Source organism: Pseudomonas zeae, from assembly GCF_014268485.2.
GTDB lineage: Bacteria > Pseudomonadota > Gammaproteobacteria > Pseudomonadales > Pseudomonadaceae > Aquipseudomonas > Aquipseudomonas neuropathica.
This window is the reverse complement of record NZ_CP077090.1, coordinates 3,720,062-3,743,479: the sequence shown is the minus strand read 5'-3', so window position 1 is coordinate 3,743,479 and position 23,418 is coordinate 3,720,062. Positions and strand designations below refer to the sequence as shown.

Below are 23,418 nucleotides of genomic sequence, written 5' to 3'. Positions count from 1 at the left end.
GTTGCGATCGCCTGCAAAACACTAATTACCATCGGCCACTTTGCGCTCTATCTCATCGATCTTGCGCTGTAGCGTCTCGGCGTCCTGTTCCTTCACGCGGGTGGATGAAGGCGTGATCACCTCGTCCACGGCTTCGGTGTCGTCGTCCCGGTCTTCAAGATCGCGCTCGACCACATTCACCGGTTTGCCGGAGGTGTCGGTGGGCGAGGCGTTCGGGGTTTTGCTGTCATCGCTATTCATGGTGCTGACCTCCAGTGATGTAAACATTGGAGGTGACGCTGCGGTGGGCGTTCGATATTTTTGCGGGGCGCCGGGATGAGCGGTGCGCAGAAACTTATACGCCATACGATGGCCCAAACCGATTCAATCCACGACTGTCCGGATACCTGACGCCATGTCCCCGAAAAACCTCTTTGCAGCTGTGCTCGGTGGGTCTGTTTTGATGATCGGCGGGGCCAGCCACGCCGCCAGCTTCGACTGCGAGCGCGCCAAGGCCGCCGACGAAAAAGCGGTGTGTGCCCATCGCGCGCTTAACGATATGGACGTGAGCATGGCGCTGCTCTACAACCTTGACCGGCGTTTTCTGCCCATGGGCGGGCGTGACGCTTTGATCGGGGAGCAGCACACCTGGCTGAAAAAGCGTAGCCAATGCGCGGCTGATGTGAAATGCCTGACGGATATCTACCAGCAGCGTATTCAGGCTCTACAGCAGATCATCGACACCCGGGTGGTCACTCAGGGGCCATTCTGAACTTGCTGACTCCCTTGTAGGAGCTGCCGCAGGCTGCGATTTATTGATCTTGATATTCAAAAAAAGATCAAAAGATCGCAGCCTTCGGCAGCTCCTGCACGGTAATCAGCGTCAGTCCTTGAGAATGTCGCGATCCTTGGTTTCCGGCAGGAAGAACGTGCCCAGTATCGCTGTCATCACCGCAATCACGATCGGATACCACAAGCCGTAATAGATATCCCCGGTCGCGGCGACCATGGCAAACGCCACCGTCGGCAGGAAGCCACCAAACCAGCCGTTACCGATGTGATACGGCAGCGACATCGAGGTATAGCGGATGCGGGTCGGGAACAGCTCGACCAGCCACGCGGCAATCGGGCCATAAACCATGGTCACGTAGATCACCAGCACGGTCAGCAGGAGCAATACCATTGGATAGTTGGTTTTCGCCGGGTCGGCTTTCTCCGGATAACCGGCTTCCTTGAGCGCGGTGCCGAGTGTCGCGGTGAACGCATCGTTGCGGGTCTTGAAGTCGGCGGCCGGCAGGGCGCTGCCTTCGAAACTCTCGACGACTTTATCGCCGATGCGCACTTGTGCGACGGTGCCCGGCTCGGCAATCACGTTCTCATACGGGATCGCCCGTTTTGCCAGCAGGGTCTTCGCCAGATCGCAGGAACTGGTGAATTTGGCCTTGCCCACCGGGTCGAACTGGAACGAGCACTGATCAGGGTTGGCGATCACTTTGACCGGGTTCTTCTCCTGGGCGATAAACACATCAGGGTTACCGTACTGGGTCAGCGCGTGGAAGATCGGGAAGTACGTCAGCGCCGCCAGCATGCACCCGACCATGATGATCGGCTTGCGTCCGATGCGGTCGGAGAGACTGCCAAAAATCACGAAGAACGGCGTGCCGATCAGCAGTGAACCGGCGATCAACAGGTTGGCGGTCTGCGGGTCGATCTTCAGCGTCTGCAGCAGGAAGAACAACGCGTAAAACTGCCCGGTGTACCAGACCACCGCTTGCCCGGCCGTGCCGCCAAGCAGCGACATGATCACCACTTTGAGGTTGTCCCAGCGCGCGAAGGATTCGGTCAGCGGCGCTTTCGACGCCTTGCCTTCGGCCTTCATTTTCTGGAACACCGGTGACTCGCTTAACTGCAGACGGATGTACACCGAGACGATCAGCAGCAAGATCGACAGCAGGAACGGAATCCGCCAGCCCCACGCTTCGAAGGCTTCAGTGCCCAGCGCCGTGCGGCAGGCGAGGATCACCAGCAGCGACAGAAACAGGCCGAGGGTCGCGGTGGTTTGAATCCACGAGGTGAAGAAGCCGCGTCTGTTGCGTGGCGCGTGCTCGGCCACGTAGGTCGCGGCGCCGCCATACTCGCCGCCCAATGCCAGACCTTGGAGCAAGCGCAGAGTGATGAGGATGACCGGCGCGGCAACACCAATGGTCGCGTAGCCGGGCAACAAGCCGACAATCGCCGTCGATACACCCATGATCACGATGGTGATCAGGAACGTGTGCTTGCGTCCGATCATATCTCCGAGCCGGCCAAACACAATCGCGCCGAACGGCCGCACGGCAAACCCGGCGGCGAAGGCGAGCAGGGCGAAGATAAACGCGGTGGTTTCGTTGACACCGGCAAAGAAATGCTTGGCGATGATCGCCGCCAGTGAACCGTAGAGATAAAAGTCGTACCACTCGAAAACCGTGCCAAGGGACGAAGCGAAGATGACCTTGCGCTCTTCCTTGGTGATGCCGCCGCTGCGCGGTGGACTGCCGGTGGACGTTGTGTAGGTTGTGGCCATGGGTGTTCTCCGTTGTGCTTATTGTTTTAGGCCGGAGTCCCCCGTTGTTGCCTGTCGTACTCTGGCCTTGTGGCAAATGCCGCCATTGCTCTCGCGTGAAACCTGCACAGTCTGACCGCCTCGCACGTTTGCAAGGTTTCTTTGAGCATAATCAGCTTCTGGCAGATATCCACTCGCCAGTCTCTATGATCGAGGCGGCTGAGATGTTTGCGGTGAAGATAGACGTCGTGATGGCACTGAGCTATCTTTCTCCTCACTTCTCCCCGGCCATGTGCCAATGACGAACACAGGATGTGAAGGATGAGCAAAGGATCGCTACTCAAAAGTCATCATGTTTCCTTGCACTAAGTGCGGTCTGTGCTGCAGAAATCTTGATAAATCACACCTCTATGCCTCTTTGAACAGGGGAGATGGCGTGTGCGTCAATTTCGAAGTAAGCACTCATCTGTGCCGTATTTACGATAAGAGGCCGCTGATCTGCCGGATTGATGATTTTTACGATCAGCGACTGGCGGGGACGATGCGCCTTGAGGATTACTACGCTGCGAACGCTCACGCTTGTAAGGAAATGCAGCAGCAGAATTTGATTGTTGTCGCTAATTAATCGAGAGGGATCTGAAATGCCATTACCGTTTATTTTGTGGGGTGCAGCAGCTGCACTGGCGGCTACAGGCGTCGTGAAGGGGGTTCAGGCATCGGGCAACTTCGATAAAGCCAAGGAGATTGGCGAAGAGGCGGAAGCCCAATACAACAAGGCTTCCAAAAGCCTCGACAAGTCTCGCAAGGAGACTCAAGGCGAGCTGGAAGCGCTGGGTGAATTGAAGGTTCACACGTTCACCCACCAGATCAAATATCTGGTCGAAGCGATCAAGAAACAAAAGAACGCCAAAAGCACGCTGAAAGGGTTTAACGAAGACCTGACGATCGAAGAGCTCAAGGATTACGAAAAGCTCGTACTCAACTCTTTGGAAATTGAAAAGGGTCTTGCTTCCGGTATCGGCGGTGGCGCGTTGGCCGCAATCGGTGCCTACGGTTCGGTCGGTGCGCTGGCGAGCGCCTCCACCGGAGCTGCCATTTCCGGACTTTCAGGCGTCGCGGCCACCAATGCCACGCTGGCCTGGCTTGGCGGTGGGGCACTCAGTGCAGGCGGTTTTGGCATGGCTGGCGGTATGTTGGCGTTGGGTGGGATTGTGCTGGGCCCGGCGCTGGCCATCGGCGGTTTCATGATGGCCAGCAAAGCGGAAGAAGCCCTGACCAAGGCACACCAGTATGAAGCGGAGGTTGCCACGGCAATTGCCAATATGGAGGTGGTCAAGACCACACTCAAAGGCGTTCGCTCCAATGCCAAGGAAATCACCAACACCATCAATGAGTTAGTCATACGTTTCGAGCAGGTCAAAGTCGATAACGATAATGACCCCGTCGCATTCGAACAAATGCTGGCTTTGGGAGTGGGGCTCAAGAAGGTCCTGGATGTCGCGATCATTGCCGATGACGGCGGCGCAACTAAAGACATCAAACGCACACTTACCGGCATTCTGACCCTGGACTGAGACCATGAAAAATGAAATTGCAGGCCTGGTAGGAAAGCTCCCCGTCAATCCGGCTGATACCGCCGGCGAGTCTTTTAAAATGCTCGTGTCGGCTTGGTCCGAGTACAAGAAAATTTCCGAGGTTGAAGAAACCAAACGAACGGAAATCAACGCCTATAAAGAAACGCAGTTGGCCAGAATCGAAGGTCAACGCAAAGTGCTGGAGCAGTATCTCTCGGGGATGTTCAAGGAGAGGGCCACGACCATCAGCGGATTCTTTGAGGCGTTGGACAAAGGTATTGCCAGCGGCAACAGTGAGTTGATCAGTTCGTCGATTGGCGCGATTGTCAGTATCACCAAAGAATCTCCATTGGCAGGCGCACGGGAAATTATCGGGGCAATGTATAACCCCGAGGTGAAAACCATCGAGATCTGACTAAAGTCTCGTCAGGCCGGCGCCGAATGAGGCGCCGGTTACCACAGATACTCATGCATTCACCCAACGCTGCCGGCTCCACGCACTCAACCAGTCGACCACAAACACCAGCACCAGCATCGCCAGAATCACCGTGCTGGCTTGCGCTTCCTGAAACAGGCTGAGGCTCACATAGAGCATCTGCCCCAATCCGCCAGCGCCGACAAAACCCAGCACGCTGGCCATGCGGATGTTGTTTTCCCAGCGGTACAGAACGTAGGCGAGCAGTTGTGGCGCAAGGTTCGGCAGGGTGCCGTAGCAGAAGGCCAGAATCGGGTTGCCGCCCTGTAAACGAATGGCTTCGGCCGGTTGCGGTGGCGTGTTTTCCAAGGCTTCGGCGAACAAGCGACCGAGCACCCCGGTGGTGTGCAGGGCGAGGGCGAGGGTGCCGGCGTTCGGGCCGAGGCCGGCGGCGAGCACCATCAATGCCGCCCAGACCAGTTCCGGTATCGCCCGCAAGGCATTGAGCAGCAAGCGCGAGGCACTTTGCAGCGGCCAGCCGAAACGCCCGGCGGCGGGCAGGGCGAGAATGATGCCGAACACAGCGGCGAGCAGGGTGCCGAGGGCCGACATCGCCAGAGTTTCCATCGAACCATGCAAGATGGCTTTCAGGTAGTCCGCGCTCAAGTCCGGGCTGAGAAAACGCTGCACATACGCGCCCATCTGCTTGACGCTGGTGGCGCTGCCCACCTCGCCCAGATCCAGTCCCAGATAAGCGAAAGACGCGATGACCGCCAGCGCAATACCGGCGATCAGCAGCAAGTTGATCAGCCGGTTCATGTCAGCCTCCAGCGCAGCAGGCGACTGAGTTGGTCGGCGGCCAATACCAGCACCAGGAAGCACAGCAGGATACTGGCGACTTCACCGCCGGCGAACATGCGGATCGACAGGTCGATCTGCTGACCCAGACCGCCCGCACCGACAAACCCCATCACCACTGACGCGCGGATCGCGCATTCCCAGCGATAGACCGTGTACGAGAGCAGTTCTGACCCGACGTTGGGCAACGTGCCGTAAGCAAACGCCGCCAGACGGCCGCTGCCAGCCTGCAACAGTGCGTGCGCCGGACGCTGATCGGTCGATTCAAAAATCTCCGCATAGACTTTGCCGAGCATGCCGCTGTAGGTGATGGCGATGGCCAGCACACCGGCCGCCGGCCCCAACCCTACAGCGCGCACAAACAGCAGCGCCCAGACGATTTCCGGCACGCTGCGCAGGAAAATCAACAGTCCGCGCACCGGCCAGCGCAACAGACGCCCCAGTCGGCTCGGCACGCCACCGCGTGACGCGGCAGACAGCGACAGCGCACGACTGGCGACCAGGCCCGCCGGTATCGCCAACACCAGCGCCAAAGCCATGCCGGCGGTGGCGATGGCCAGAGTTTGCAGGGTGGCTTTGAACAGTAACTGCAAAAACGCTTCGTCATGCGCTGGTGGCCAGAATTGCGCGACAAAACGGCCCATTTCATTCTGGCTGTCGGGGAGCAATACGCCCAGATTCAGCTCGCTGAGCTGAATGCCCGGCCACAGCAAAGCAATCGCCAGCAACGTCAGCAGCAGACGTGGCCATGCAGCGGGATCGCGTGAATCGGCTTTCAGCATCGTGGAATCTGCACAGTCAAAGGCGCCACCGCAGCGGTCGGCGATTGCAGTTTTTCGTTGGCGTACAGCGCGTCGAGCATCTCGGGGCTGACTTGAGCGGAGGCGCTGTCGAACAGAATCTGCCCGTCGCGCAGACCGATGATTCGCGGGAAGTGCGACAGCGCCAGATCCACCGCATGCAAGCTCGCCACCAGCGTGACGTTATGTTCGCGGGCATGCCGCGAGAGGATCGACAGCGTGTGCCCGGCCATGACCGGGTCCATGGCTGACACCGGTTCGTCGGCCAAGAGGATTTCCGGCGCCTGATACAACACGCGGGCGATACCGACGCGTTGCAACTGGCCGCCAGATAATTGCTGGCAATGCGCGAATAATTTGTCGCCCAGGTCCAGTCGCGCCAACGCCGCGCGCGCACCGGCCACATCCAGCGGATGCAACAGGTTCAAAAGACTTTTACCCAGACTCCATTGGCCGAGCTTGCCGGCCAGCACCGCCGTCACTACACGCTGACGCGGTGGCAGTGGCGGCGCCTGATGCACCAGGCCGATCCGCGCGCGCAGACGCTGACGCTGGCGGGCAGACAAGTGCCAGGCGCGTTCGCCGAGCACTTCAATCTCGCCGCTGCTGGGCCGCAGGGCGGTGGCCAGCAGGTTGAGCAAACTCGATTTTCCGGCTCCGGACGGGCCAATGATGGCCACCTGTTCGCCGACGCCAATCTGCAAGTCGACACCGCGCAGGGCGTCGACTCCATTGGCGTGGCGCAGGCTGCCTTGTTTGAGGCGTAGGGTCATTTCAGAAGTTCGGCGGCGCGGGCGGCTTCCTCGATGCCCTTGTAGTTCTCGGGCTTGGTCTCGATGAAGCGGCTGGCCGCTTGCAGATCAAGAATCTTCTTCTGCTCAGGGTTGGCCGGGTCCAGATCAAGGAAGGCTTTCTTGATCTTCGCGGCCAGTGCCGGGTCGAGGGTGCCGCGCACAGTCCAGTTGTAATCGAAGTAGGTCGGGGTGGTGGCGAAGACTTTGACCTTGTTGGTGTCGACCTTGCCGGCGTCGACCAGTTTCTGCCAGACACTGGCGTTCAGCACACCGGCGTCAACCTTGCCAGCCTGCACCCAGGCCACGGTGGCGTCGTGGGCGCCGGAGTAGGCGACACGGCTGAAATAGCCCTCAGGCTTGATGTTGTCGTTTTTCAGCATGAAGTAACGCGGCATCAGGCTGCCGGAAGTCGACGACACCGAACCGAAAGCGAAGGTCTTGCCCTTCAAGTCGGCGAGGCTATGCACATTGGGGTCAGCGGTGATGAATTTGCTGGTGAACTGCGCATCCTGTTCGCGTTGTACCAACGGGATCACTGGCGTCGTTGCGTCGGTTTTCAAACGTGCCTGCACGAACGTGAAACCGCCGAGCCAGGCCATGTCGAGGCGATCGGTCGCGAGTGCTTCAACCACTGCCGGGTAGTCGGCCACCGGCACGAACTGCACCTTCATGCCCAGTTGCTGCTCCAGATAAGCACCCAGTGGTTCGAACTTGCGCAGCAACTCGGTCGGGGCTTCATCGGGAATCGCGCTGACGCGCAAAACGTCAGCGGCTTGCACCACCAAAGTAGAAAAGGACAGGGCCAGGCCGGCGGTCAGTGCCAGTGTTCGTTTGAGCATGGAATTCTCCGTTTCGTGAGCGTCAAAAAGTGTGAAGTGCTGAACCAGGGCGCAACGTGAGGGTAGACGAATCGGCGAGGTTATACGTATTCGCACGCGTAAAGGCCAGCGCCATCAGGGCAGGAACGGTCAAAAGCGTTCGTCGAGGATTGCCGGCAGGGTGAGTTCCTTGACGTAGCTGGCCGAAGACAGACTCAGAATCATGCGCACCACCTGAACGACATCGTGAACTGGAATCAGCTGACCCTCGCCACGCTGCGCAGCCAGATCTCGCAGCGTGCTCAGCCGATCCTCGGTGTTGAGATACCCCAGATTCAGGCAAGTCACCGCCAGACGCTGCTGCCGGTAGCCTTCGCGCAGCGTATCGGCAATCCCGCGCAGGGCGAATTTGGAGGCGCCGAAGGCGACTTCCGGACGCCCGCTTTGCGGCAGGCCTGAAGTCGATCCGGTGAGGATGATTCTGGGATGGGGGCTTTTCAGCAGAAGCGGAAGCAGGCGTTTGATCAACAGGATTGTTGCGCTGATGTTGCAACTGACGATGGCTTGCAATTCGTCGTCCGGACTGTCGAGAAAGTCATAGGCTGGATCGAAAGCCGACTCTTCCCAGATACCGAGGTTGTAGATCAGCGTATCCAGCCCATCGTCGACGACCGCATGCTCGATGGCGTGCGCGGCTTTGGCCGGATTCATCAGATCGGCTTCCACCCAGCGTACTGGATGCTCTGCCTCGCACACCAAACCTTCGGGACGCGTGCGGGACACACCAATCAGTGTGTCTCCCGCGTTACCCAAACCTTCGATAAAAGCTCGGTCCAAGCCTTTACTGGCACCCACCACCAAAATGTTCATCGATCCTCTCCCTGATCTGAATGCTGATGTGGGGCAGCATGCAAACAGACGACCTCTGAAATGGCAAACGAATGGGTGTGTCCGGATATTTACGGCAACCTGGCAATCACCTTGATCTCGAAATCAAACCCATACAGCCACGTCACACCAACCGCCGTCACCGTCGGATGCGGCGCCTCGCCCCAGAACTCGGTCAGCACCACATCCCAGATCGTCTCGAATTTCGACTGGGGGTCAACGATGAATACGGTTACATCGACCACGTCATCGAAGCTGGCACCGGCCTCTGCAAGGATTGCATTGAGGTTAGTGAACGCCTGACGCACCTGATTTTTCAGGTCCGGCTCTGGCGTGCCGTCCTCGGTGCTGCCGACCTGTCCCGAAACAAACAGAAAACCGTTGGAGCGAATGGCTGGCGAGTAACGGTGGCGTTCGTAAAGCGTGCGGCGTGCGGATGGAAAAACAACATCGCGCTGAGTCATGGGAGTGTCTCCTTCATTTGAGTTGATGGAGCCACTGTAGGTATTTGCAGGCCAGCGATAAACGCGCAAGCTTGGCGTTCACTGTTTGTGAAATCCAAACAATCGAGGGCACACCTTGGACCGTTTTGACGCAATGCAGGCCTTCGCCCGGGTGGTCGAGGCGGGGAGTTTCACCAAAGCGGCGGAAACCTTGCACATGAGCAAGACCACCGTGACCCAACTGGTTCAGCAACTGGAGGCGCGCCTGCGGGTCAAGTTGCTCAATCGCACCACGCGCAAGGTCAACGTCACCGCCGATGGCGCGGCGTATTACCAACGCGTGATCCGCTTGCTCGCCGACCTCGATGATGCCGAAACCAGCCTGCCCGGCGCGGCGGCATCACCTTCGGGCCGGCTGCGAGTGGACGTCCCGAGTCCGCTCGCACGGTTGATTCTGGTGCCGGCCCTGCCCGAGTTTCACGCGCGCTATCCGGATATCCAGATCGACATGGGCGTCAGCGACCGTATTGTCGACATCATTGATGAGAACGTCGATTGCGTGGTGCGCGGCGGCGAACTCATGGACCTGTCGCTGATGGCACGCAAGGTCGCCGATCTGCAGTTGGGGGTGTTTGCCGCACCGCAATACCTGGCGCGCGCGGGCATTCCCGCGCACCCGAGAGACCTGGAAGACAGCCACCATCGCGTGGTCGGTTTTCTCTGGGCACGCACCGGCAAACCGGTGCCATATGCCTTGTACAACGCCAGCGAAAACCTGCAAATCAAGGGACGGCACGTATTGGCAGTCGATGACGGCAACGCCTACCTCGCGGCAGGCCTGGCGGGCATGGGCGTGCTGTGGCTGCCCAAGTACATGTCTGCCGCCCATCAAGCGCGTGGCGAGCTGGTGCCGCTGTTCGAAGACTGGAAACTCGCGCCGATGCCGCTCTACATTGCTTATCCGCCGAACCGGCATGTCAGCCTGAAATTGCGCGTGTTTATCGATTGGGTCGTTGAGTTAATGGCGTAGAAGCATTGTGGTGCAGTTATTGCTAGCTGCTGTGCCAGTGCCGTCAAAATACCAACACAATCAGGCGACTTGAAAGCCCGTAGTGATGAGATGCATGGCTTTCAATTCTAGGAGCTTCACCCGCATGAATATGTACATCGATATCGTCGGTGCGTGCAATCTGAGCTGCCCGTCTTGCCCAATGGGCAACTCGGAAAATCTCAATTTCAAAAAAGCCATGCAGCTCGACATGTTCAAGCAGATTGTCGATAAGGCCAAGACAGAGGGCGTCGACACGATCTACCTCTATAACTGGACCGAGCCGCTGATTCATCCAAAAATTGGCGAATTTATCGAGATCATTAATGCTGCCGGCATGGGCAGCGGTATCAGCACCAACCTTAATCTCGCCAAGAATATGGAAAAGGCCCTGATGGCCGAGCCGAGTTACTTCCGTATTTCGCTCTCGGGTTTTTACCAGGAGACCTACGAAAAGGGCCATGTCGGCGGCGATATCGAAGTTGTAAAACAAAACATGATCGCCCTGCAGGAGATCAAACAGCGCCTGGGTCTGAGAACCCGTGTGGATGTTTACTATCACCGCTACCTGGATAACATCGAAGAAGAATCACTGATGCGCGCGTTCAGTGAGCGTCTTGGCTTCATCTTCACCACCGGGTATTCGGTGATGATGCCGCTGGAGAAGACACTGGCCATTGTCGAGCGTGACCCGTCTGTCACGGCTACGGACATTGACACCCTGAAACGCCTCGCATTGCCGCCGTACGACGATCTCGTCAACGTCATCCAGCAATTTCCCAAGATGGCGTGCACGCTCAAGGATGACTGGCTGGTCATCGACTGCAATGGCAACACGGTGCTTTGCTGCACGATCTTCAATCAGACCGAGTATCAGGTTGGCAAGTACCTCGACATGCCGCTTGAAGAGCTGACGCGGCGTAAATCGACGCAGAAAAACTGTGTCGACATGTGCGACCGCTGCGCCAATAAAGGTCTGCATATCTACTCGATGCATCCCAATCAGGGTGTGCTGGAGCGGCACGCGGTGAATCGCATCATCGATTTCGAGCATTTCGCCAGCCAAGGTCTCACGGTGGACAGCGAGCGTCTCGGGCGTGCGGGCGAAGTCAGCGCAGAAAACTTTGATGAAGCCCAGTACCTTCGATTGAATGACGATGTCAGGATCGCGATTTCCCAGGGATCGTTCTCCAGCGGCTATCAGCACTACGTGCTGTGTGGGCGTCTCGAGGGGCGTTTAGGCGCCGGGGTTTTCTCGGCTGTTTGAGTCAGAGATGGATTGGCGGACAACCCCCCCACTGAAACTGTTCGCCATTCACCGGCGTGATTGACTCTTTGACCGATCAAGCCAACTATCGGCGCACAACAACATGACCGATGGACCCGAACTTGATCGAACGACGCCAATTCAGCGGAGGCATGAAGGGGAAAAACCTCCGCTATCTGAATGAGCAAAACGCGGAAGACCCGCGCTTGACCCGCACCGGCTTTCTGCTGCTCGAACATTTCTCGCTACCGGCGTTTACCCAGGCGCTGGACACCGTTGTCACCACTAATCTGCTGCGCCCGGGGCTGTTTTCCTCGCGCACGTTTGGTTTGGGTGACGGCGAAGTCGTCAGTGATCTGGGGCTGGTCATCCGCCCTGACGCACGTCTGGATTCTGCCGCGCTGGCGCAACTGGATCTGCTGGTGGTGTGTGGCGGTTATCGCACTGAGCTGCGGGCGAGTGAGGAGTTTATTCATTTGCTTCAGGTTGCAGCGGAGCGGGGCATCAGCCTCGCCGGGTTGTGGAACGGTTCGTGGTTCCTCGGCCGCGCCGGATTGCTCGACGGCTATCGCTGCGCGATCCACCCGGAACATCGCCCGGCGCTGACCGAAATCGCCAAAACCACCCACGTCAGCAGTGAGCCTTACGTGATCGACCGCGACCGGCTCACGGCATCGAGTCCGTCCGGCGCGTTCCACATGGCATTGGACTGGATCAAGAGTCTGCACGGTAAAGCCTTGGTCGAAGGGATCGAAGACATCCTCGCCTTCGAAGAATCGCGTTACCGGCGGATCAAACCGGACGAGAACATTTGCGTCAGTGCGCCGCTGCGTGAAGTGGTGAAGCTGATGGATGCCAATCTGGAAGAGCCGCTGGAGCTGGAGCAACTGGCGGTGTATGCCGGCCGATCCCGTCGTCAGCTGGAGCGCTTGTTCAAGGAACAACTGGGCACCACGCCGCAGCGCTATTACCTGGAACTGCGCATCACCGAAGCGCGACGGTTGTTGCAGCACACTGAGCTTTCACAAGTGGAAGTGCTGGTCGCGTGCGGCTTCGTTTCCCCAAGCCATTTCAGCAAATGCTACAGCTCATATTTCGGCTACAGACCTTCCAAAGAAAAACGCCTGGTCAAATAACCCAAGCCGTCACCCACCTGAGTTCACCTCGGTATCCCACGTCGGCGTACCTCCCCCAAACAGCCGGTCAGTTCCCTCTCCCTTTGGGAGAGGGCTAGGGTGAGGGAACTTGCAGGCGGCACCAACCGCTTCGTCACCAAAATTCACCTCGGTATCCCACGTCGGCGTAGCTCTCCCAAACACCCCGGTCAGTCCCCTCTCCCTCTGGGAGAGGGCTAGGGTGAGGGGCTTTTAAACGCTATCACCCACGCACGTTTAACTTACACGCACTGTTACGCCATAACGGCTACAACACCTTGCGCCGTTGCCTACGCGTACGCCAGAATCCGCCGGCTTACGCGCCTTGAGGCGGGCTGTATCGTTTCCCTGTCACTGCAAAACAGTGATCGGGTTTGGTAGCCCGTTTTCTAAGCGTTATGCGCCGCTATATGCAGTCTCTTTTCGGGGCTCGGTTTTTTATGGTGGCCATGCGTGGGGCTCCTTCGGGAGCGCCGGGGTTTACTCGCTTAGACCGGTCTACCAACCTGCGCAATGGTCACCACCTCGTTTGGTAGCGTGAGTGATGGCTCCTTATTTTTTGCTAAGCGAGTGTCATCTATGTTCAAAATTACGCCAAACCCGCCAGAAACCGATCCAATCCCCTACGACGCCGCACTCGAACCTCAAAACATCAAAGAGGCCACCGACCGCGCGATCAACTTCTATCTCAACCCCTCAGCGCTGAAGACCTCAGTACCCACCCGCAAGACCGGCAAGATCTACCTCATCGACCCCACAGTGGATAACGAAACCCTGCTCGTCGAAGCCACTGAAACCTTGTCCTCCGCCACTGACATGGCCCGTGAACTCGCCGATTCGATAGAACCCTCACAGCGCAAAAAGATGCTGATCCTGCAACAGGTGATCATGCTCAGCGAGCTGGTGGTCGGCCGAGTTCTGGACAACCAGCGCTTGCCGCACTAGTCGCGGAGCAGATGGGTGAGGGGGCTCGCTCCCTCATTGCACAGAAGCGTCTGTAATCGCGGCGCTTCACGCCTTCTATCAAAGAGCCGCCAACGGTTCTTGTCTGGAGTTTCAGCTGATGTCCCAGCCACCCGAACCACCGGTCACTGACCTGATATCGCCGTACGCCTCGCCCAATTCAAGAAAGCTCCACGAAGCGGCAGAGCGTGCACTCGACCATTACCTGTTGCCTGCCGCGATCATGGCCACACCCTATACGCCCAATGCTCTGTTCATGGCCAACCCGCAAGCAGACACGGAGTCGCTGCTGACCAATGCTTGCGGCTCCCTGGCGTCCGCGTCGGTCATGCTCGGTAATTTTGCCGGAATGCTGGAGGGCGCAAATCGTCATACCCTGCTGGGTATTGCGCAAGTGGTCATGTTGGGGGAGTTGGCGGTGAACAAGGCGCTGGATCTGGTTGTGCCAACCGAGTGATCGCGCACGTTAGTCGGGGTTGAGGGTGTCTGGTCGGGCGTGATCGCGAGCAGGCTCACTCCTACATTTGAAATGCGTTCCCCCTGTAGGAGTGAGCCTGCTCGCGATGGCGTCCGTTCAGGCAAAGCATCTGCAAAACGTGACCATCCCTCCACCCTCAAATAATCAAGCAGTCAGCCTGAGCGGCTGACTGCCTTTTTGTTTCTACAGGTGATCCGCATCAATCACCGCTTTGGCAAACGTCTGCGGATCCTCCTGCGGCAAGTTGTGCCCGATCCCGCCATTGATCAAGCGGAACTGATACTTGCCGGTAAAACGCTTGGCGTAATCTTCCGGCGCCGGGTGCGGTGCGCCGTTGGCGTCGCCTTCGAGGGTAATGGTCGGCACGTTGATCGACGGCGCGGTAGCGAGCTTCTGTTCCAGCGCGGCGTATTTCGCTTCACCCTGCACCAGGCCTAAACGCCAGCGGTAGTTGAACACGGTGATGTCGACGTGATCGGGGTTCTCCAGCGCTTTGGCACTGCGGTCGAACGTGGCGTCATCAAATTTCCACTGCGGCGAGGCCAGTTGCCAGATCAGCTTGGCAAAGTCGTGAGTGTTTTTCTCGTAACCGGCACGACCACGGTCGGTAGCGAAGTAGAACTGATACCACCACTGCAACTCAGCCTTGGGCGGCAGCGGGTTTTGCCCGGCAGCCTGATTGCCGATCAGATAGCCGCTGACCGACACCAGCGCTTTCACACGTTCCGGCCACAGCGCCGAAACGATGTCCGCCGAACGCGCGCCCCAGTCATAACCACCGAGCACCGCTTGTTTGATCTTCAGCGCATCCATGAAGTCGATGACGTCACTGGCCAGCGCCGCTGGTTGACCGTTGCGCAGGGTGTCCTTGGAGAGGAACTGCGTATCGCCATAACCGCGCGCATACGGCATCAACACCCGATAACCCTTGGCCGCGAGCAGCGGCGCGACTTCATCGTAGCTGTGAATGTCGTAGGGCCAGCCGTGCAACAGGATCACCACCGGGCCATTCGCGGGGCCGGTTTCGGCATAGGCGACGTCAAGCACGCCAGCCTTCACATGTTTGAGCGGGCCGAAGGGCGAGGGCGCGGAATAGCTGACGGCGGCCGGTTCAATGGTTTGCGCCTGAGCGCTGCCAAAAGCGCCGAACAGCGACACAGCCAGAATCGACAAGCCGAATGCAGTTTTGCGGGTGTGCAGTGCCATCTTCATGGTGACGTCTCCTTTGCGAGCCTTTGGCCAAGGGTTCTGAATGAACACCTGAAACCTTGAGTGCATTTGAGCGCGGAGACGTATCTGGCCTGTGTCGAAGAACGGCTTTGTTGAAAGTCGATGTGTCGCGGTGGGGGTCGTACACAGTGTGATACACGGCGGTTAAACCGACTCACCCTGGACCTGATTCAGGCCAAAATATTAAGTCGCTGTTTTAAAACAAAAAATATTTCACTTCGCGCTTCCCAAAGCAAAAAAACCTTGGTAAATTGCGCCCCGTTCTCACAGCGAAACTAACGGAGTAGCTGGAAAGAGCAGTAGGGGCGTCGCCAAGCGGTAAGGCAGCAGGTTTTGATCCTGCCATGCGTTGGTTCGAATCCAGCCGCCCCTGCCATATTCGAAAAAACGCCAACTTCGCAAGAAGTTGGCGTTTTTTTATGCCTGCGATTTAGCCCGGTGGTGCAGGGCAGGCGTGCGCGGCGCCGAAGCACCGCGCACGTCATCCACTCAGTGCGGTGCGCGCGGGATGGTTTTCATCAGGTCTTCGGGGCTGATGTGGCCGACCACGCTGCCCGGTTGCGGCAGGTTGAGGATGTGGCCTTTCATCTTGCCGATGATGTGCATTTCGCACGGCTTGCAATCGAACTTCAGCGTCAGCACTTCATCGCCGTGGATCAACTGCATCGGTGCAACCTTGGTGCGCACGCCGGTCACGCCTTTCGCCTGTTTCGGGCACAGGTTGAAAGAGAAGCGCAGACAGTGCTTGGTGATCATCACCGGCACTTCGCCCGGCTCTTCGTGAGCCTCGTACGCAGCGTCGATCAGCTTCACGCCGTGACGGTGGTAGAAGTCGCGCGCCTTCTGGTTATAGACGTTGGCGAGGAAGGTCAGGTGCGAATCCGGATACACCGGCGGCGGGCTGCTTTCGGCTTTACGGCCGCCACGCGGATGAGCGGCGACACGGGCAGCGGTCAGGTTCTCGATCACTTCACGGCGCAGGGCTTTGAGCTGCGAGTTGGGGATGAAGAACGCCTGTGGCGCATCCAGCTTGACGTCGGTGGCGTGGTACTGCGTGGTGCCGAGCTGGCCGAGCAGATCGCGCAGCTGTTCGAGCGCTTGCTCAGGCTTGTTGGCCACGCCGAACGGACCGGCGAGGGTGACGCTGGCGCTGATGCCTTCTTCACTGGTGGCAGTCACTTCCAGCTGTTCTTCACGCAGACGAGCGACCCAGCTCAGGGCCACGCGACGCTCGGAAGAGGTCTTCTGCAGCGCCTGCTGCCAGTTGTGATCGAGGTTGCGATTCAACGGGTGGTTCGGGCGCAGCTTGAACAGGCCTTCGGGCATTTCGTTCGGCTCGACGCGATAGCGGTAGCGCTTCTCGCCGTCTTCTTCGAACTCGCCTTTGGCTTCGGCGATGTTGGCGCGGAAACCGACCACTTCGCGCTTCACCAGTACGTTCAAGCCATCGCCGTTGGACAGCGGCTCTTGGGTGACAACCTGTATGTCGCGTTTGCCGACTTTCTCGACGGTGCCAACCGGCAGACCGGTGAAGGTCGGCGAATCGAAAGCGCCGATGTCGATCTTGCGATCGGTGACGAAGTAGTCGGTGCTGCCACGGTGGAAGGTTTTTTCCGGATCAGGCAGGAAGAAGTGCGCGGTGCGGCCGCTGGAGGCGCGGGCCAGATCCGGGCGATCTTCGAGCACGTCGTCGAGGCGCTGGCGGTAATAGGCGGTGATGTTCTTCACATAGCCCATGTCCTTGTAGCGACCTTCGATCTTGAACGAGCGCACACCGGCTTCAACCAGGGCGCGGATGTTGGCGCTCTGGTTGTTGTCTTTCATCGACAGCAGGTGTTTTTCGTAAGCGATCACGCCACCCTTTTCGTCTTTGAGGGTGTACGGCAAGCGGCAAGCCTGCGAGCAGTCGCCACGGTTGGCGCTGCGCCCGGTTTGCGCGTGGGAAATGTTGCACTGGCCGGAGAAGGCCACGCACAACGCGCCGTGAATGAAGAACTCGATGGCGGCGTCGGTTTCGTCGGCGATCGCGCGGATTTCCTGCAGGTTCAGCTCACGGGCCAATACCAGTTGCGAGAAACCGGCCTGATCGAGGAACTTCGCTCGCTCAAGGGTGCGGATGTCGGTCTGCGTCGAGGCGTGCAGCTCGATCGGCGGAATGTCCAGCTCCATCACGCCCAGATCCTGAACGATCAGCGCGTCGACACCAGCGTCGTACAACTGATGGATCAGCTTGCGCGCCGGCTCCAGTTCGTTGTCGTGGAGGATGGTGTTGATGGTGGTGAAAATGCGCGCGTGATACTTGCGGGCGAATTCCACCAGCTCGGCGATTTCGCTGACTTCGTTGCAGGCGTTGTGGCGCGCGCCGAAGCTCGGGCCGCCGATGTACACGGCGTCGGCGCCGTGCAGGATCGCCTCACGGGCGATGGCGACATCGCGGGCAGGGCTGAGCAATTCCAGGTGATGCTTGGGCAAGGACATAGTTTTTTTAGTCAGGCTGTCACGGTTAGGCGCGCATTCTACCCGTGAAACGACATGTCGGCACCTATGTACCGATGGTCTGCAAATCGCGCTTGGCACGTTTCGCGGATTCGCACAACTGTCAGACCTGTCAGTTGTTGTTCAGACGTAAGTTGGAAATAGTAACGAAGTCATTCGCCGACCATTCATTACGAAAAGGACATGTTGCTATGAACGATAAAGACCATTTTCGTTATTTAGGTATCAACAAAAATAATTTGAACAGAGGGGCCCACGCGCCGGAAATTTACTACAAAGCAGTGATTGACCCTGCCCATCCGCACCTTGTCGGGCCGGTATTTCAGGCAACCCAAGAAGGTAAAGCTCTGTACTTCGGATCCGCCGAAACCTTTAGCCTTATCGCGCACCATCGAGAGGATGCGAACAACATTATCGAAATAATGTCGTTCGTTATTGATAACGAGCTACCCGATGGAGAACACGACATAGGGGGGCTGGGTAGTAGTGTTCAAGGGCTCATCACAATGACCCCAAATATCATCTATGCCAAGGCGGGAAAAATTAAGTTTCAGAGAAATGACGCGAACGGTTCGATAACCGCCAATTTCCACTTCGACTTTGAGTTTGAAGACCAAGGTGAAGTCAAAAAATATCGCGTAAAGGAAGGAAAGTTATCGCTTGTTGCCACTGGGCCACTTGAAGCCCGGAAGCGATCCTGAAAAGACGCGAGCCAGCCTTTACAGGCTTGGCTCGGGTTTTAAGCCTCTATGAGGCGGCGGCTGATGACCTGAAAGGAGTGGCGCTCAGGCTTTGGCCGCCATCGCGGTGACTTCTACGCGCATCCCTTCAACCGCCAGCGACGCCACACCCACCGCCGCACGCACCGGCCAAGGCTTGGCGAAGTAGCGCTTGTACACCTCGTTGAATGCCGCGCGATCCGCCATGTCGGTCAGGTAGATCGTCAAGTGCATCACCCGATCCATCGAGCTGCCGGCACGTTCCAGCGCAACTTCCAGCGCTTGCAGGGTGCATTCGCTTTGCGCGGTGATATCGCCCAGTTCCAGACTGCCGTCGGCACGGGTTGGAATCTGGGTGGAAACCATGATGCCGTTGAATGTGGCAACGTCCGAGGAAATCGAGTCGGCGTCCGGATCTGGAGTGAAGGTGATGTCTTGGTTAGCCATGCTGATCCTTTGAGTGAGCGAGTGAAGAGGGCCGCAGTTTACAGATACAGCGTCGACATGGCCCGCTCCGTGGCAACAGAGGCCGGTCAGACCGGCTGCGTCGCGGCTTCCGCCGCGATGGCTGCAAGAACGCAGGGGCGGGCGCCGATGCGCTGCATGTAGCTGGCAAGTGCTGGCCAGTTTTGTATGTCGATGGCAAAGGTCGGCAGCCACTTCAGCACGGTGAACAGGTAAGCATCGGCGACGCCGAATTTGTCCATCAGATAGTCCCGAGCCGACAGTTGCTGATTCAGGTAGTCGAGGCGCTTGAACAGTGTGTGGCGGAAAATCGTTTTGACCGATTCCGGGATCTGCGCATTGAACAGCGGTGCACTGCCCCCGTGAATTTCCGTACTGATGAAGTTCAGATGTTCCTGCAAACGCGTGCGCTCCCATGAACCCAAGGGTGGCGCCAGTGTGTTGCCGGGCACCTGATCGAGCAGAAACTGCAGGATCGCCGGCCCCTCCGTCAGCACTTCGCCGTTATCCAGAACCAGCGCTGCAACGTAGCCCTTTGGGTTGATCTCGCGAAAGTCGCGGCCATCGGCGGTGCATTTACTCTGGTTGTTGACGCGAACCAGTTCGAAGGGCAAACCCAGTTCTCGCAGCACAATGTGCGGGGAAAGCGAACAGGTCATGGGCGCAAAATACAGTTTCATGGCACTTCCTTGCTGAGAGAGAGCGCCAGATTCCATTGCCGAAGCGGCTTTCGCAAAGGTCATTTACGGTGCTAGCGTATGACAAAATCTCATGAGCACTCAGAACCATGACGGTCCGACTTCCCTCGCTGAACGGCTTGCGCGCCTTTGAAACGGTCGCCAGGCACATGAGTTTCACCAAGGCTGCCGAAGAACTCAATGTCACCCAGACCGCTGTCAGTCACCAGATTCGCCGACTCGAAGCCGAGCTGGGCGGGCCACTGTTTTTGCGGCTCAACGAGGGATTGGTGCTGAGCGAGGACGGGCACGCCTATTTGCCGGGTGTGCGTGCAGCGTTTCATGAACTGCGGTATTCGACTGAGCAGTTGCTCGCGTCTCGCGATAAAAGCGTGCTGACGATCAGTACGCTGGTGTCGTTTGCATCGAAGTGGCTGTTGCCGCGTTTGCCGTCCTTTCAGCAGGCGTTTCCCGCTATCGATGTGCGAATCAGTGCGGCCACTGAGCTGGTCGATTTTCGCAAGGGCACCATTGATGCGGCGATCCGTTATGGGCGCGGCGACTGGAAGGGGTTGTGTGGCGATTTTCTGATGTCCGATGATATTTTCCCGGTATGCAGTCCGGCATTGGCGAAAACGTTGCGAACGCCCGCAGACCTGGCCAATCACGCATTGCTGCAAGTCAGTGGCGCGACGGCCGGTGACTGGAGCGCCTGGTTGCGTGCCGAGGGCCAGCCGGCGCAACTTGCAGATGGCCCGCGCCTGACCTTCGATCTGGCGCTGATGGCGGTACAGGCCGCTGTCGACGGGCAGGGCGTGTGTATTGGCCGATCAAGCTATGTCGAGGAAGATCTGCGGGCCGGCCGTCTGGTGGCTCCCTTCGATCTGCGCCTTAAGGATGAACTCGGCTTTTATCTGGTAGCGCCCCATGAAACGGCGCAATCGAAGAAGATCGTGGCGTTCAGGACATGGCTGTTGGCACTGTCACCGGGCAAAGACACCTTTGTATAACCGTGTATCAAGTTGCTGCGCAGACACACGCGAACAATAAACCCGGGGTTTACGACACATCAGCCATACATGCGACTCCCAAAGTAGCGGTCACACCACCACTGCGTTTGAGAGGGCAACATCATGCATCGTCCATTGTTACTGGCCAGCGCTGCGCTACTCGCTTCAATCATCGGCGTCGCCCACGCGGCTGACGCGCCAGCCAAGAGCTGGCAACAAGGCTTGAGCCGGACCGATCTGGTGCGCGAGGACCTCGGTGCTGCCGAGCGCGAAGTGATTCAGGCGCGAGTCGATTTCGAACCGGGCGTGACCTCGCCCCGACATGCGCACCCGGGTGTCGAGGTCGCTTACGTGATCAGCGGCACGTTCGAATATCAACTGGAGGGCAGGGCGCCGGTGACGTTGAAGGCGGGGGATTCGCTGTTCATTCCGCAAGGGGTGGCGCATGTGGCCAAGAACGTGGGTGCGGACAAGGGTTCGGAGTTGGCGACTTACATCGTCAAAAAGGGCGAGCCGTTGCTGATTCTCAAACCGTAGGCCCACGCCTCAATGGAGCGTCGCCGCTCGGCGACTTTCTCCAATCCTGATTCGATCGAGCGCTCGGTTCAACGCGTCGAGGGCATCGAGCAGCGCTTTGGCCTCGGCTTCCCGGCCTTCGCCCCACAAGCGCTCGGCCATTTTGTTCAGGGCTTGAATCGAGCGCTCGATGTCTGCGGCGGTTGCGCGCTCTTTAGGGGCCGGTGGTTTCTTCGGCATTCAGGGTTCCTCTGTTGACGGAAAACCACCATACCGCTGCGGCGCCCAACAGCATACTCAGCACGGCCAGAATCAGGATCACTCCATGCGGACCCAGGCTTGAGGCCAGCAGCGCCACCAGCAACCCCGCCAAAGGTTGCGAGAGATTATTGAGCAAGGTGATCACGCCCACGGTCTTGCCAAAATCCTTGGCCGGAATCACTCGCTGACGGATGCTGCGCATGTAGATGTTGAACATCTTGTCGAAGCCGACGATCAGCAGGAACCCCAGCACATAGCCGGCCAGATTCGGACTCAGTGCACTGATGAGGGCGCCAGCGGCGATCATCGAGTAAGCGAGCCCGCCCAGTAACCGCTGCGGGATCTCAACCCGGGCGAGGAAAAACAGAATCACGATGGTGGTGACCGCGCCTGCTGCCTGCAGTCCGGCGTAGGCATCCTTGCCGGCACTGAACTCGCCGATCACCATCGCCGCCGAAGTGGCCAGCGTGACGCCGACGATCAGGTTGACGCCGACGGCCAGCAGAATGATTTTTTTCAGCTCCGCCAGTTCACGTATATGCCCGAAAGCGATACGCAGCGGTTGCAGCCAGATGTCCTGATGCTGCTCGAACACTTCCAGGGTGATACGGCTGAGGCGTTGCCAGACCAGCATGCTCAGGTCCGCCAGCAGGAAGAGCCCGGCGACCCACAGCACCACCCAATGCCACGCCCAGATTTCCAACAGCAGTGCAGCCACCAGCGGCCCGAGCACCAGTCCGGTCTGATCGGCGATCTGCGAATAGGACAACGTCTTGGTGTAGCTGTAGTGCTGGAAAATATGCGGCATCAGCACCTCGCGGGCCATGATGCCCTGAGTGGTCAGCACGCCACACAGCGCCGACAGCACGACGACCCAGGCGATACCGCCGAAGAGGGCAAATATTGCCACCGCGATCAGGCACAGCAGTGCCCGGTAAACCTGGCTGATGCGCAGGATGCGGATGGGCGAAAACTTGTCGCACAAGGCTCCGCACAGCGGAAACGCGAGAAACCGTGGCAGCGATTCGACGAAAAACGCCAGACCTGCCCAAGAGGCGCTGTTGGTGGTCTGGAACACCACCAACGGCACGATGAATAGCAGGATCTGATCCGCCAGTCGCGACAGAAACAGCGAGGTGAAAAAGGCCAGGTAGTCCTTGCGCAAAATGAAGCTCCTTTATGTCGACGGTCTGGCATCACCTACTGGATGCAGCACGTTCCGGGATAGAAGATACTGGTGGCTCTTGAAATGGCTAGAACCGTCATTATCTCGCCCGTTGTGGGCCATGGCGCCAGTTCCATGGCCATGAACTGGAGGATTCGTCCATGACCAAGCGCGGGCTACCAGAACAAGACGCTTCTTTTAAATGTTTCCGGGTGCAATGGACACTCATGCATGCTTATGAGCGGTTCGAGCAGATAATCGTTTCTGCTGATCGCGCTGTTGGCGCTCAGTCGAAAATTCGTGATTCTGGATTCGATGACTACACCCGCCACTACAATTGCCGCGCTGGGCTTCGCGACACTGGTGCTTGGCATCGTGCGCTGGCTTCTCGGCAAACAGAGCGGCGATTCAACGGTTGATCGGAAATAAATAGATAGCAGTGGTGTCGCAGAGAGGGTGACTAACATTGGGCAACAGCGTCTATGCAAGTCTGCGCAAAGAAGTAATAAGGACGTTACGTGGTTCGAAAGGCGATTCTACTGGTGCTGACTGCCAGCCTGAGTGGGTGTATGGCAACCGCCATGCGTATGGATTATGACAAGCACCGTTGCCCCTACATCGGCATTCGGTTTGACTGGTGGTTGGTGGGCACGTCCAAAGGAAAACTGATTCCCTTTTTACTGATCGACGCGCCATTTTCTCTAGTGGTCGACACTGTCTTTTTTCCCTTCGAATATCAATACAGCTGCAATTTCTAAACTGCGGGTAGTGTTAGTGTTCAGGTTTGCTCTGTCCGGGACTCAACCTGCATTCGGCTGAGTGACAGGCAGAAAACGGTCAGAAACTGCCGTTCGAAAT

At 58.1% G+C, this 23,418-nt stretch carries 27 protein-coding genes, 1 tRNA gene and 1 pseudogene; 15 read left to right on the top strand and 14 right to left on the bottom strand.

Features of this window, described 5'->3' with window-relative positions:
• Positions 1 to 21: 21 nt before the first annotated feature.
• On the bottom strand, positions 22 to 240 hold the full coding sequence (locus tag HU754_RS16375) for a hypothetical protein (protein WP_186624310.1): 219 nt from the start codon (positions 238 to 240) through the stop codon (positions 22 to 24).
• 154 nt (positions 241 to 394) lie between these two features.
• Here HU754_RS16375 and HU754_RS16370 point away from each other — a divergent pair, with 154 nt between their 5' ends.
• The gene (locus HU754_RS16370; protein WP_202894560.1) at positions 395 to 751 is read left to right on the top strand and encodes a lysozyme inhibitor LprI family protein; all 357 of its coding nucleotides are present in this window, start codon (positions 395 to 397) and stop codon (positions 749 to 751) included.
• A 111-nt stretch (positions 752 to 862) separates the two neighbouring features.
• Here the strand turns inward: HU754_RS16370 and HU754_RS16365 are convergent, their stop codons facing one another.
• Positions 863 to 2,542 carry an MFS transporter gene (locus HU754_RS16365; protein WP_093433152.1) on the bottom strand — a complete coding sequence of 560 codons (1,680 nt, stop codon included), beginning with the start codon at positions 2,540 to 2,542 and terminating at the stop codon, positions 863 to 865.
• A gap of 331 nt (positions 2,543 to 2,873) precedes the next feature.
• On the opposite strand from HU754_RS16365, the gene HU754_RS16360 reads away from it, so the two are divergent.
• Genes HU754_RS16360 through HU754_RS16350 form a run of 3 tightly spaced genes read left to right on the top strand, consistent with a single transcriptional unit; the run spans position 2,874 to position 4,510 of the window.
• On the top strand, positions 2,874 to 3,146 hold the full coding sequence (locus tag HU754_RS16360; protein WP_186624309.1) for a YkgJ family cysteine cluster protein: 273 nt from the start codon (positions 2,874 to 2,876) through the stop codon (positions 3,144 to 3,146).
• A gap of 16 nt (positions 3,147 to 3,162) precedes the next feature.
• Positions 3,163 to 4,095 carry a hypothetical protein gene (locus HU754_RS16355; RefSeq protein WP_186624308.1) on the top strand — a complete coding sequence of 311 codons (933 nt, stop codon included), beginning with the start codon at positions 3,163 to 3,165 and terminating at the stop codon, positions 4,093 to 4,095.
• A gap of 4 nt (positions 4,096 to 4,099) precedes the next feature.
• A complete protein-coding gene (locus HU754_RS16350) occupies positions 4,100 to 4,510 on the top strand; it encodes a hypothetical protein (protein ID WP_007919113.1) in 411 nt (136 codons plus the stop codon).
• 51 nt (positions 4,511 to 4,561) lie between these two features.
• Here HU754_RS16350 and phnE read toward each other — a convergent pair whose 3' ends face one another.
• The 6 genes from phnE to HU754_RS16320 all read right to left on the bottom strand — a co-directional run bounded on the left by phnE (position 4,562) and on the right by HU754_RS16320 (position 9,132).
• The gene (gene phnE, locus HU754_RS16345; protein ID WP_186624307.1) at positions 4,562 to 5,329 is read right to left on the bottom strand and encodes a phosphonate ABC transporter, permease protein PhnE; all 768 of its coding nucleotides are present in this window, start codon (positions 5,327 to 5,329) and stop codon (positions 4,562 to 4,564) included.
• Positions 5,326 to 6,150, bottom strand: coding sequence for a PhnE/PtxC family ABC transporter permease (locus HU754_RS16340; protein WP_095049978.1), 825 nt, complete (start codon positions 6,148 to 6,150; stop codon positions 5,326 to 5,328). The genes phnE and HU754_RS16340 overlap by 4 nt, the downstream gene beginning before the upstream one ends.
• Positions 6,144 to 6,941 (bottom strand): phosphonate ABC transporter ATP-binding protein, encoded by a 798-nt coding sequence (locus tag HU754_RS16335; protein ID WP_186624306.1) that lies wholly within the window; start codon positions 6,939 to 6,941, stop codon positions 6,144 to 6,146. The genes HU754_RS16340 and HU754_RS16335 overlap by 7 nt, the downstream gene beginning before the upstream one ends.
• Positions 6,938 to 7,801 (bottom strand): putative selenate ABC transporter substrate-binding protein, encoded by an 864-nt coding sequence (locus tag HU754_RS16330; RefSeq protein ID WP_099758997.1) that lies wholly within the window; start codon positions 7,799 to 7,801, stop codon positions 6,938 to 6,940. The genes HU754_RS16335 and HU754_RS16330 overlap by 4 nt, the downstream gene beginning before the upstream one ends.
• Positions 7,802 to 7,930: 129 nt before the next feature.
• Entirely contained in the window at positions 7,931 to 8,650 is a 720-nt protein-coding gene (locus HU754_RS16325; RefSeq protein ID WP_186624305.1) for an SDR family NAD(P)-dependent oxidoreductase, read from the bottom strand.
• An 89-nt stretch (positions 8,651 to 8,739) separates the two neighbouring features.
• Positions 8,740 to 9,132, bottom strand: a complete 393-nt coding sequence (locus HU754_RS16320; protein WP_095126556.1) for a RidA family protein — start codon at positions 9,130 to 9,132, stop codon at positions 8,740 to 8,742.
• A gap of 115 nt (positions 9,133 to 9,247) precedes the next feature.
• Here HU754_RS16320 and HU754_RS16315 point away from each other — a divergent pair, with 115 nt between their 5' ends.
• The 5 genes from HU754_RS16315 to HU754_RS16295 all read left to right on the top strand — a co-directional run bounded on the left by HU754_RS16315 (position 9,248) and on the right by HU754_RS16295 (position 14,000).
• Entirely contained in the window at positions 9,248 to 10,141 is an 894-nt protein-coding gene (locus tag HU754_RS16315) for a LysR family transcriptional regulator (protein WP_186624304.1), read from the top strand.
• An 85-nt stretch (positions 10,142 to 10,226) separates the two neighbouring features.
• The gene (locus tag HU754_RS16310) at positions 10,227 to 11,426 is read left to right on the top strand and encodes a radical SAM/SPASM domain-containing protein (protein WP_367617432.1); all 1,200 of its coding nucleotides are present in this window, start codon (positions 10,227 to 10,229) and stop codon (positions 11,424 to 11,426) included.
• A 110-nt stretch (positions 11,427 to 11,536) separates the two neighbouring features.
• Positions 11,537 to 12,562: a GlxA family transcriptional regulator gene (locus HU754_RS16305; protein ID WP_186624303.1), complete on the top strand. Its 1,026-nt coding sequence runs from the start codon at positions 11,537 to 11,539 to the stop codon at positions 12,560 to 12,562.
• Positions 12,563 to 13,159: 597 nt separating this feature from the next.
• Complete coding sequence (locus HU754_RS16300; protein ID WP_093433121.1) at positions 13,160 to 13,525, top strand: DUF6124 family protein; 366 nt, start codon at positions 13,160 to 13,162, stop codon at positions 13,523 to 13,525.
• A 118-nt stretch (positions 13,526 to 13,643) separates the two neighbouring features.
• Entirely contained in the window at positions 13,644 to 14,000 is a 357-nt protein-coding gene (locus tag HU754_RS16295; protein WP_099759009.1) for a DUF6124 family protein, read from the top strand.
• Positions 14,001 to 14,204: 204 nt separating this feature from the next.
• Here the strand turns inward: HU754_RS16295 and HU754_RS16290 are convergent, their stop codons facing one another.
• Positions 14,205 to 15,233 carry an alpha/beta fold hydrolase gene (locus tag HU754_RS16290; RefSeq protein ID WP_186624302.1) on the bottom strand — a complete coding sequence of 343 codons (1,029 nt, stop codon included), beginning with the start codon at positions 15,231 to 15,233 and terminating at the stop codon, positions 14,205 to 14,207.
• 319 nt (positions 15,234 to 15,552) lie between these two features.
• Between HU754_RS16290 and HU754_RS16285 the strand changes: the two genes are divergently transcribed.
• Positions 15,553 to 15,627: transfer RNA gene (locus HU754_RS16285), tRNA-Gln, on the top strand.
• A gap of 113 nt (positions 15,628 to 15,740) precedes the next feature.
• Here the strand turns inward: HU754_RS16285 and HU754_RS16280 are convergent.
• Complete coding sequence (locus HU754_RS16280; protein ID WP_186624301.1) at positions 15,741 to 17,729, bottom strand: peptidase U32 family protein; 1,989 nt, start codon at positions 17,727 to 17,729, stop codon at positions 15,741 to 15,743.
• 209 nt (positions 17,730 to 17,938) lie between these two features.
• Between HU754_RS16280 and HU754_RS16275 the strand changes: the two genes are divergently transcribed.
• A complete protein-coding gene (locus HU754_RS16275) occupies positions 17,939 to 18,448 on the top strand; it encodes a hypothetical protein (protein WP_093433109.1) in 510 nt (169 codons plus the stop codon).
• Between the two features lie 84 nt (positions 18,449 to 18,532).
• Here HU754_RS16275 and HU754_RS16270 read toward each other — a convergent pair whose 3' ends face one another.
• Positions 18,533 to 18,913 carry a RidA family protein gene (locus tag HU754_RS16270; RefSeq protein ID WP_186624300.1) on the bottom strand — a complete coding sequence of 127 codons (381 nt, stop codon included), beginning with the start codon at positions 18,911 to 18,913 and terminating at the stop codon, positions 18,533 to 18,535.
• A gap of 86 nt (positions 18,914 to 18,999) precedes the next feature.
• Positions 19,000 to 19,611, bottom strand: coding sequence for a glutathione transferase GstA (gstA, locus tag HU754_RS16265; RefSeq protein WP_186624299.1), 612 nt, complete (start codon positions 19,609 to 19,611; stop codon positions 19,000 to 19,002).
• A gap of 107 nt (positions 19,612 to 19,718) precedes the next feature.
• Between gstA and HU754_RS16260 the strand changes: the two genes are divergently transcribed.
• On the top strand, positions 19,719 to 20,618 hold the full coding sequence (locus tag HU754_RS16260) for a transcriptional regulator GcvA (RefSeq protein WP_186624298.1): 900 nt from the start codon (positions 19,719 to 19,721) through the stop codon (positions 20,616 to 20,618).
• Between the two features lie 123 nt (positions 20,619 to 20,741).
• Positions 20,742 to 21,155 carry a cupin domain-containing protein gene (locus HU754_RS16255; protein WP_186624297.1) on the top strand — a complete coding sequence of 138 codons (414 nt, stop codon included), beginning with the start codon at positions 20,742 to 20,744 and terminating at the stop codon, positions 21,153 to 21,155.
• Positions 21,156 to 21,164: 9 nt separating this feature from the next.
• Here HU754_RS16255 and HU754_RS16250 read toward each other — a convergent pair whose 3' ends face one another.
• Positions 21,165 to 21,374, bottom strand: coding sequence for a hypothetical protein (locus HU754_RS16250; RefSeq protein ID WP_122597898.1), 210 nt, complete (start codon positions 21,372 to 21,374; stop codon positions 21,165 to 21,167).
• On the bottom strand, positions 21,349 to 22,560 hold the full coding sequence (locus HU754_RS16245; protein ID WP_186624296.1) for an MFS transporter: 1,212 nt from the start codon (positions 22,558 to 22,560) through the stop codon (positions 21,349 to 21,351). The genes HU754_RS16250 and HU754_RS16245 overlap by 26 nt, the downstream gene beginning before the upstream one ends.
• Before the next feature lie 264 nt (positions 22,561 to 22,824).
• Between HU754_RS16245 and HU754_RS16240 the strand changes: the two are divergent.
• Together HU754_RS16240 and HU754_RS29700 are read left to right on the top strand one after the other, a co-directional pair.
• A pseudogene (locus HU754_RS16240) lies at positions 22,825 to 22,989 on the top strand (phosphate-starvation-inducible PsiE family protein); the annotation flags it as partial.
• Positions 22,990 to 23,078: 89 nt separating this feature from the next.
• Positions 23,079 to 23,318, top strand: a complete 240-nt coding sequence (locus tag HU754_RS29700) for a YceK/YidQ family lipoprotein (RefSeq protein WP_093433088.1) — start codon at positions 23,079 to 23,081, stop codon at positions 23,316 to 23,318.
• Positions 23,319 to 23,418 lie beyond the last annotated feature (100 nt).

Bases quoted from the DNA above. Each gene is read 5' to 3' on its own strand.
- HU754_RS16375 (WP_186624310.1), bottom strand. From the start codon at position 240: ATGAATAGCGATGACAGCAAAACCCCGAACGCCTCGCCCACCGACACC.
- HU754_RS16370 (WP_202894560.1), top strand. From the start codon at position 395: ATGTCCCCGAAAAACCTCTTTGCAGCTGTGCTCGGTGGGTCTGTTTTG.
- HU754_RS16365 (WP_093433152.1), bottom strand. From the start codon at position 2,542: ATGGCCACAACCTACACAACGTCCACCGGCAGTCCACCGCGCAGCGGC.
- HU754_RS16360 (WP_186624309.1), top strand. From the start codon at position 2,874: ATGTTTCCTTGCACTAAGTGCGGTCTGTGCTGCAGAAATCTTGATAAA.
- HU754_RS16355 (WP_186624308.1), top strand. From the start codon at position 3,163: ATGCCATTACCGTTTATTTTGTGGGGTGCAGCAGCTGCACTGGCGGCT.
- HU754_RS16350 (WP_007919113.1), top strand. From the start codon at position 4,100: ATGAAAAATGAAATTGCAGGCCTGGTAGGAAAGCTCCCCGTCAATCCG.
- phnE (WP_186624307.1), bottom strand. From the start codon at position 5,329: ATGAACCGGCTGATCAACTTGCTGCTGATCGCCGGTATTGCGCTGGCG.
- HU754_RS16340 (WP_095049978.1), bottom strand. From the start codon at position 6,150: ATGCTGAAAGCCGATTCACGCGATCCCGCTGCATGGCCACGTCTGCTG.
- HU754_RS16335 (WP_186624306.1), bottom strand. From the start codon at position 6,941: ATGACCCTACGCCTCAAACAAGGCAGCCTGCGCCACGCCAATGGAGTC.
- HU754_RS16330 (WP_099758997.1), bottom strand. From the start codon at position 7,801: ATGCTCAAACGAACACTGGCACTGACCGCCGGCCTGGCCCTGTCCTTT.
- HU754_RS16325 (WP_186624305.1), bottom strand. From the start codon at position 8,650: ATGAACATTTTGGTGGTGGGTGCCAGTAAAGGCTTGGACCGAGCTTTT.
- HU754_RS16320 (WP_095126556.1), bottom strand. From the start codon at position 9,132: ATGACTCAGCGCGATGTTGTTTTTCCATCCGCACGCCGCACGCTTTAC.
- HU754_RS16310 (WP_367617432.1), top strand. From the start codon at position 10,227: ATGAGATGCATGGCTTTCAATTCTAGGAGCTTCACCCGCATGAATATG.
- HU754_RS16305 (WP_186624303.1), top strand. From the start codon at position 11,537: ATGGACCCGAACTTGATCGAACGACGCCAATTCAGCGGAGGCATGAAG.
- HU754_RS16300 (WP_093433121.1), top strand. From the start codon at position 13,160: ATGTTCAAAATTACGCCAAACCCGCCAGAAACCGATCCAATCCCCTAC.
- HU754_RS16295 (WP_099759009.1), top strand. From the start codon at position 13,644: ATGTCCCAGCCACCCGAACCACCGGTCACTGACCTGATATCGCCGTAC.
- HU754_RS16290 (WP_186624302.1), bottom strand. From the start codon at position 15,233: ATGAAGATGGCACTGCACACCCGCAAAACTGCATTCGGCTTGTCGATT.
- HU754_RS16280 (WP_186624301.1), bottom strand. From the start codon at position 17,729: ATGTCCTTGCCCAAGCATCACCTGGAATTGCTCAGCCCTGCCCGCGAT.
- HU754_RS16275 (WP_093433109.1), top strand. From the start codon at position 17,939: ATGAACGATAAAGACCATTTTCGTTATTTAGGTATCAACAAAAATAAT.
- HU754_RS16270 (WP_186624300.1), bottom strand. From the start codon at position 18,913: ATGGCTAACCAAGACATCACCTTCACTCCAGATCCGGACGCCGACTCG.
- gstA (WP_186624299.1), bottom strand. From the start codon at position 19,611: ATGAAACTGTATTTTGCGCCCATGACCTGTTCGCTTTCCCCGCACATT.
- HU754_RS16260 (WP_186624298.1), top strand. From the start codon at position 19,719: ATGACGGTCCGACTTCCCTCGCTGAACGGCTTGCGCGCCTTTGAAACG.
- HU754_RS16255 (WP_186624297.1), top strand. From the start codon at position 20,742: ATGCATCGTCCATTGTTACTGGCCAGCGCTGCGCTACTCGCTTCAATC.
- HU754_RS16250 (WP_122597898.1), bottom strand. From the start codon at position 21,374: ATGCCGAAGAAACCACCGGCCCCTAAAGAGCGCGCAACCGCCGCAGAC.